General features: G+C 30.3%; 9 protein-coding genes. All 9 read right to left on the minus strand.

Annotated features, from left to right (window positions below; all coding sequences use genetic code 11):
- Positions 1–313: 313 nt before the first annotated feature.
- Positions 314–1,540, minus strand: coding sequence for a PQQ-dependent sugar dehydrogenase (locus tag EGI31_RS22845; RefSeq protein ID WP_255039508.1), 1,227 nt, complete (start codon positions 1,538–1,540; stop codon positions 314–316).
- 29 nt (positions 1,541–1,569) lie between these two features.
- Positions 1,570–2,250 (minus strand): glycosyltransferase family A protein, encoded by a 681-nt coding sequence (locus EGI31_RS22850; protein ID WP_255039509.1) that lies wholly within the window; start codon positions 2,248–2,250, stop codon positions 1,570–1,572.
- A 1-nt stretch (position 2,251) separates the two neighbouring features.
- Positions 2,252–2,947: a glycosyltransferase family 2 protein gene (locus EGI31_RS22855; protein WP_255039510.1), complete on the minus strand. Its 696-nt coding sequence runs from the start codon at positions 2,945–2,947 to the stop codon at positions 2,252–2,254.
- Entirely contained in the window at positions 2,913–3,620 is a 708-nt protein-coding gene (locus EGI31_RS22860) for a glycosyltransferase family 2 protein (protein WP_255039511.1), read from the minus strand. The genes EGI31_RS22855 and EGI31_RS22860 overlap by 35 nt, the downstream gene beginning before the upstream one ends.
- Entirely contained in the window at positions 3,602–4,018 is a 417-nt protein-coding gene (locus EGI31_RS22865; protein WP_255039512.1) for a PqqD family protein, read from the minus strand. Before EGI31_RS22865 ends, EGI31_RS22860 begins: the two co-directional genes overlap by 19 nt.
- A 116-nt stretch (positions 4,019–4,134) precedes the next feature.
- The gene (locus EGI31_RS22870) at positions 4,135–4,563 is read right to left on the minus strand and encodes a transglycosylase domain-containing protein (RefSeq protein ID WP_255039513.1); all 429 of its coding nucleotides are present in this window, start codon (positions 4,561–4,563) and stop codon (positions 4,135–4,137) included.
- Positions 4,541–5,731 (minus strand): hypothetical protein, encoded by a 1,191-nt coding sequence (locus tag EGI31_RS22875; protein ID WP_255039514.1) that lies wholly within the window; start codon positions 5,729–5,731, stop codon positions 4,541–4,543. The genes EGI31_RS22870 and EGI31_RS22875 overlap by 23 nt, the downstream gene beginning before the upstream one ends.
- A gap of 36 nt (positions 5,732–5,767) precedes the next feature.
- The gene (locus EGI31_RS22880; protein WP_255036611.1) at positions 5,768–6,721 is read right to left on the minus strand and encodes a DDE-type integrase/transposase/recombinase; all 954 of its coding nucleotides are present in this window, start codon (positions 6,719–6,721) and stop codon (positions 5,768–5,770) included.
- Positions 6,722–6,723: 2 nt separating this feature from the next.
- A complete protein-coding gene (locus EGI31_RS22885) occupies positions 6,724–7,032 on the minus strand; it encodes a helix-turn-helix domain-containing protein (RefSeq protein ID WP_255035463.1) in 309 nt (102 codons plus the stop codon).
- Positions 7,033–7,095 lie beyond the last annotated feature (63 nt).

Raw genomic sequence — 7,095 nt, forward strand, 5'->3', positions numbered from 1 at the left:
ATAAATAAAATTTTTCCTAGGGAGACTAAAAAACAATTTAGATTGATGAATTATTTCGTATTTGACAATAAAAAAAGAAAGTAATTCTATAAATATTAAACAGAAAATGCCTAAAATACCTTTAAAATGTAAAATTCGGAAAGAAAAATAAGACATTATTAAAAGTCCTGAAGAGAAGGCTATGTTAAATAAATAAGCAATGGTGTAATTGAAATTAAAAAATATGGAAGACCTGAATATGACAATAGATAGAATTAAGACTCCTATTAATAGTCCAATTAGGTTTCTGTAGAAAGGGATTGATTTTACATTATTATTCATTGATGTTTTCTTTTTTAGGCACTATTTTTTTAATTTTTCCTCCAATCATATCACAAAAATAGAGTTCGTTTGAAGCGTCACTATCAAATGCAGTAACGTTGCCAATATTTTGACCTATTAGTTCATTTTGGACAGATTTTTGATTTTCAAATTCTAATGCCCATATGACACCTCTTACATAGTCGCCATATATGTATTTGCCTTTTAAGTAAGGGATTTTATTGCCCATATATATTTGTCCGCCAGTAATAGAAAAGCCTTCTATTCCATGTTTGTAAGAATAAATTGGCCCTTGTAAAATTTGGTTTTGAGACCCGCTTTGGCTATTAAGGCAGGAGTCTCCTTCCATAATTTTCCATCCATAATTACCCCCCTTTCTTACTATATTTATTTCCTCAAAGTTTTCTTGTCCAACATCCCCAACCCAAAGCTTATTGTTCACTTCATCAATACTAAACCTAAAGGGGTTTCTAAATCCGAAAGCGTAAATTTCTTCTCTATATCCCTTTTTATTGCCGAAGTATGGGTTGTCAGTCGGAATTGAATACCCCAGATTTTCTTTATTTTGAATATCAATTCTTAATATTTTACCATTAAGCTTACTTAAGTCTTGTGCATTGTTTTTTGGGTCTGTATCTTCACCATCGCCAATTGAAATATACAAGAAACCATCTTTGCCAAATTCAACAGTGCCACCTTGATGATCCTTAGATTCAATATCTAAAATAATGTTTTCAGACGATAATTGTATATTTTTATTGAAATCAGAAACAGGAAAGCTTGAAACTATTAAATGATTTATTTTTTTTACCTTTTTTGAATAAGTAAGAAATAGTAATGATGTGTTTTTTGTAACTGAAAAAGTAAAATCAATTGCACCTTTTAATAAATCTTGACTAACAATATTTTTTAGATTAAGAATCGTAAAGGCCTCATTATGAATCAGGTCGATTTTTTTTAATTCTCCTCCTCTTTCCAGTACGAATAATGTTTCCTTATCTTTTATCTTAAAAAACTTTAGACTAATGGGTTCATTGAATTTTAAACTTGGAAACACGTCTTCGGCAATTATTTCAAAATCGGGTTTCTGTAAATATTGACTTACGGATTTAAAAATGGTCCATTTAATCTTTATATATTCATTTTCTAAGTATCCTTTTTTTCTATAAGAAGCAAATCCTAGAACTATAATTCCGGCAATAATAAAGATTTTTTTCATTATGTTAAGATTTGAAAAGAATGGTATGGTTAGGAACTTTGGATTTTAGAGCGGTCTAGTTTTGCCTTTAGAAGTTTGAGAAAATCCTCTTTTACACCATGTTGACTTGAAAGGCTATTTTTATGTAATCGTCTATAAAAGACAACCTCATCAATAAAATCAAACTTTACGTCTTTCTCTTTAATTCTTTGAAACCATTCAATGAAATCACCGGCTTTAAGTGAAGTATTGAAAAGGCCATGTTTTGCGAAAACAGATTGATGAACTAGCATAGCGGGTCTAATAAAAGCTTTTTCAGGATTAACAGGCACGAATATACTTGCTTTATCTGTTTCAGACAATTCTGGGCTTATAAATTGCCGCATCATTCCAAATAATATTTTTAAATCTTTATGATCTAACAGATAATTATATTGAAGTTCTAGTTTATTTGGAGCCCATATATCATCAGCGTCATTAAATGTTATCCAGGGTTGTTTAACTTCTGAAATACCTTCATTCACAGAATAAGGCACGCCTTTATTTTCCCTATCAATAAGCTTTATTTTTTTGCCATAACGCTTTAATATTTCTATTGATTGATCTGTTGAGCCATCGTTAATAACAATTATTTCATTGGCAGTCATTGTCTGGTTTAAAACAGAATCAAGTGATTCTGACAAATACTTTTCAGCATTAAACACAGAAATTATTACACTTATAGGTAGCATTTTATCTTCGATTAATTTTATTTCGTAACATTCGTATTAAATTTCTATTTAATGAAAAGTGGTTATGCGTAGAATTATTTGAATGGATTCTGTAAAGTAAACCAACGTTGCTGGTTTTTACTAATCGAATTTTTTTTTCTAGAGCTCTTAAATACCAATCTAAATCCTCACAATATGTAAGTGTAATATCGAAATTGCCTACCTTATCGAATACATCTTTCCTGAAAAATGCAGCTCCAAGGTAGGTGTTGAATATAGGTTCTTCGGCTATTTCGTTTCTAAGATATTTTGATTTTAATTCTTTTGACTCAAAAAAAAACTTTGTCATCCCCCATAAAACGTCAACTTCTGAGTTGTGGTTTAAATATTCCAAAGTAGATTTTATCTTATTTTGAGGCCAAATGTCGTCAGAATCAATGAAGCATAGCCAATCTCCAGTTGCATTTTTTATTCCTACATTTCTAGCAAAAGCTGGGCCTTTATTTTCTTGATAATAATACTTTATGGGAATATCGATATCCAATTGTTTTATCAATCGACTTGTGCCGTCAGTGGAGCCATCATCAACAATAAGAATCTCAGTTATGCTAAAATTTTGACTTGTTACACTTTGAATAGCTTCTAATAGATATTGTTCGCCATTATAAACGGGTAAAATGACACTAATTTTTATTGTTGGGGATATTTTTTTTAGCATCAAGTATGTATTTTAATGACGAGAGAAGATATTTATCCACTTGTTTTTTATCTGCAGATACATTTGAAGAATGCTGCCTGTAAAACAAAACAACATCTTCAGATTTATTAATTTCCTCACCGGATTGATTTAATCTATAAAACCATTCAATATCATCGCCAGATTGCAACTCCGGAATGAATAGACCATAATCTGTAAAAACAGTTTTATGAAAAATACTTGCACCTAAAAGTTTGACAAAAGTTATATTATCTTTCGGCAAATTGGGCCACCTCAGCTTTGCTTTTTCATCCTCAAATATGTATTGCGTATGGCCAATAAATATCAATTCCTTAGATTTTCTGTAAGTTTTCAGGAAGTTATTAAATCTTCCCAATGGGTAATAATCGTCTTGATCCAAAAATGTAATAAATAACCCCTTAGCTTTTGAAATTCCCAAATTCCTTGAGGAGGCCACTCCTGAATTTACTTGCGAATATGCCCTAATTTTACCTTTAAAGCTATTAATTATTTCATAAGACTTATCAAATGAACCGTCATTTATAACTATAATTTCTATAAAATCATGTCCTTGGTTTAAGACACTCTCTATGGCTTGTTTTAGATGTTTTTCCCCATTATAGACTGGTATAATAACACTTATTAATGGATTTACTATTTTTTCAGTGGCCATCCTTGAACAGAATCTACATCGTGAATTGGATCAAGAGATAATAATTCTTTCATATCATCATAAATTTCAATTATTGGGATATCGAAAGGAGTTCTTTCAATCATTTCATTTGGAATGATATCTGCTGCATTCGTAGTCTCAACCAAAAGATTGTGGCCGTCCAGTTTTGTAATAAAATCTTCGGCTGCAGAAACGGCCTCATCCAAAGTTACTTCAAAATTGCTAACAATAAACTTTGAAAGTATTTCCCTATTCGAGCCATTAACAATATGTAAAAATAAGGTTCTAGCAGAACCTTTTAAACTGTAATAGTAACCTACCGGCAAGTTTACGACAACTATCTCATCTATAAAATTTTCAAATGCAACCCCTTTATTAGAAATAGTAAAATTTTTCATATTGTTCATTTTTTTATGCAAAAATAATATTCCAAATGTGAAAATTAGTTTTTTTTCATCTATTCTTTAAAATTGAGAAAAATATGAGATTTATAAAGAATATGTTAAAACAACTATTAGCGATAAAGCAAAATACAACCCGAAACCCGCTTTTTCTTTTGGATATTAGAAGCCAAGGCCCTAAAAATAGCCACAGGATTTACCCCAGGATGATAATAAAAGTATTTGTCCTCTTTTTCAATGATGGCCTTCAAGAAAAAAGGCGAAACCTCCTCCACATTGGTTTTGAGCCGCCATTTGTCCTCATTGTTGAGGTATGCACTCAAAATCCGCCCTTCGTCGTCCAGCACCACTGTGGAGTAATTGTCTGGTACTTTTACTGGAAATGCCAAATCCAACCCCAAAAGCAAAGCAAATATGGCCAAGGTGTATTTTACTTTGGGGGTTTTTAGGAAGTGGGCAAGAAAAAAAGGTTTCTGTTTCACCGTTTTCTTTAGACCTTGAATATTATTTTCATATTGATTAAAATTTGTCGTAAAGTTCAAATACCAAGTTATTTTTTTTCAAAGTGAATTTTTCCTTTTCATTTAGGAAGTATAAATGTTTGAATCCGTCGTAATAAAATTTTGAATCAATATTCATTGTGGATAATTTCTTATTTACATCAATTAAAACAGTATTGAAAATATCTTTCTCTTCAACTCTTTTTTGCCATTTATTATGTAATTCAACTTTTTTGCTAATTAAGGAATCATTTAAAACAAAGCTAATTTTATAATCAACCTGTTTTTGGGAATCACTTTTCACCTTAATGTATTTCACATATTCATCTAAATTATCAGTGAAGTTTATAATTTTGATTATGCCTTTTGACATTTTTTCGATATTTTCATACCACTTAAAGCTTTTATTTTCGTAATAATCATAAAAATTAAACTCTTTTATTTTATCTGTATTTGCACAAATTAAAAATTCTGGAATTAATATTTGTGGTAAGACTTTTCTATAATTATTAAAAATTTGAGATTTTTCGGTTTTTGACATTTGAGGCAAAAACCCTTCTTCGATAAATTTATCGATTACGATTTGCATATTTGAATATGAGTCTGCAAAACAAATGTCTGGTTCAAATTCTTTAGCAATTTCTTTTTTTATAAAATACAATTTCATTATTTGGCCTTTCCAAGTTACTAAAAACCTTTTAGGGCTATTAATATCGGCCAACAGAAAATTAATTGCATAAATTGAAGGCAATACAGAACTTAGATCTTGAACAGAAAAATCTGGCTCTTTTATTAAATTCGATAAATGAGCATCTTTTAAAGGTTCTATATAATTGTATCGATCCTCATATTCTATATTGTTGTAAGAAAAGGTTACAACGTGCACAACCCTTTTTATTGTTCTTTCACCAAAATCTTTAATTTCTTCGATCCTATTTATCTCGAAATCTTTAATTTTACTGTCTAATTCAATAAGCTTAAATATTTCACGGTAAGAATCTTTTAAATAATTTTCAGAGCTATTTTTAAAGGATTGAATAAGATTTATTTCTTTTGGAAATTTTAAATAAGGCAAAAAATAGCTCTTTTGGCAAAAATATTCAACATCCTCAAAATCAAAAAAGGGAGTTTGGTTATCTCTTTTTAATTCTAATTTAACGTTTTCTTTTATTTTGGTTAAACTTACTGAATCATATAAATTTTCTTTCAATAATAAAGCTTTAAACCTTGGGTTATCCAGTAAATATTAGGACACTTTTTTATAATTGACTAAGTTTGATTTCCCCCCTCTAGCAGACTTCATAAACGGGGTTGATTTTAAGTCAACTCCTTTTTGAAGTAAATATTCATAAGGACTGATAAAACCAATACCTCCATGAATTCTTTCAAAGTTATAGAATTCTCTGAATTCGTCTATTGTTCTTTTTGCTATTTTTATATTTTCAAACTCAAACCTCTGACAGACAGTTCTTTCCATAATTGAATGATAAGATTCAATATGAGCATTTTGTTGCGGTGTACCTGGTTTTGTAAATTCCTGTGTAATGCCATTGTTTTTTAGAAAATCTTGCACCACACTTGCTATAAATTGACTACCGTTATCGTTTCTTACTATAAAATTTTTAGGCAATCCAAACTCAGCAATGACCTTTTCAAATAGCTTTATTACATCTTCTTTTTTTATATTGTAAGCCATGTAATGGCCAATATTAAATCTACTGAATATATCTAAGATCGTTAATACTTGCATACTTTTACGTTGGCCACTTACCCAGACATATTTAATGTCAAATTCAAAAAAACTAAACTCTGTCTCCACTTTGGGAATCAAATCTTTTACTCGGTTTCGATTTGATTTTTTACTCGAAATCGGATTGCTTCCTCTAAGTAAATTGTTGATTTTCATTAATTTATAAACATAGTGTTTGCTTATTCTATATTTTTCTTTGTCCACTAAATGACGAAACGTTTTATAAGCTCCATAGTCAACAAAAGGCTTGGCGAACAATAACTTAATACGTCCAACAATTGCTGATTCTGTCACTTCTCTACCTTTAGAATCATATATAGTCGCATAAGGTTTTCTTCCAGCTTTGCCATCTGAGGGTTTATAATAAAATGAACTCTTCGATAATCCACAATGGCTCAAGACGTTTCTAATTGGAAATCCCTGGCTAATAAATTCAATAGCGACTTCCATTTTTAACTCTTTTTCAATTGACTTTTTTTTAAAAGCTCATCTTTTATTCTCAGCTCCAAAGCATTGTCGGCAACTATATTGCGAAGCTCTCGAATCTCACGCTCTAATCGCTTGATTGCTAAATCCTTGTCTGACTTCTTAATTGATTCTAAACCTGACTCTCCTGTCTGATCTAAAATCTTTTCCCAGTTGTAAATAGTTGTAGAGGATACTCCAAATTCAGCAGACGCTGCTCCAATACCTTTTTCTTTGTAAAAGGAAATTATCTGTAATTTCTGTTGCTGACTCCAGCTTTGACGATGCTTACTCATAATGACACAAAATTAAAAGTTAAAACTCTATTTTTGTGTCCTAATATTTATCGGGATGAAATC

Origin of the sequence: Lacihabitans soyangensis, assembly GCF_024343775.1 — a bacterium.
Lineage (GTDB): Bacteria > Bacteroidota > Bacteroidia > Cytophagales > Spirosomataceae > Leadbetterella > Leadbetterella soyangensis.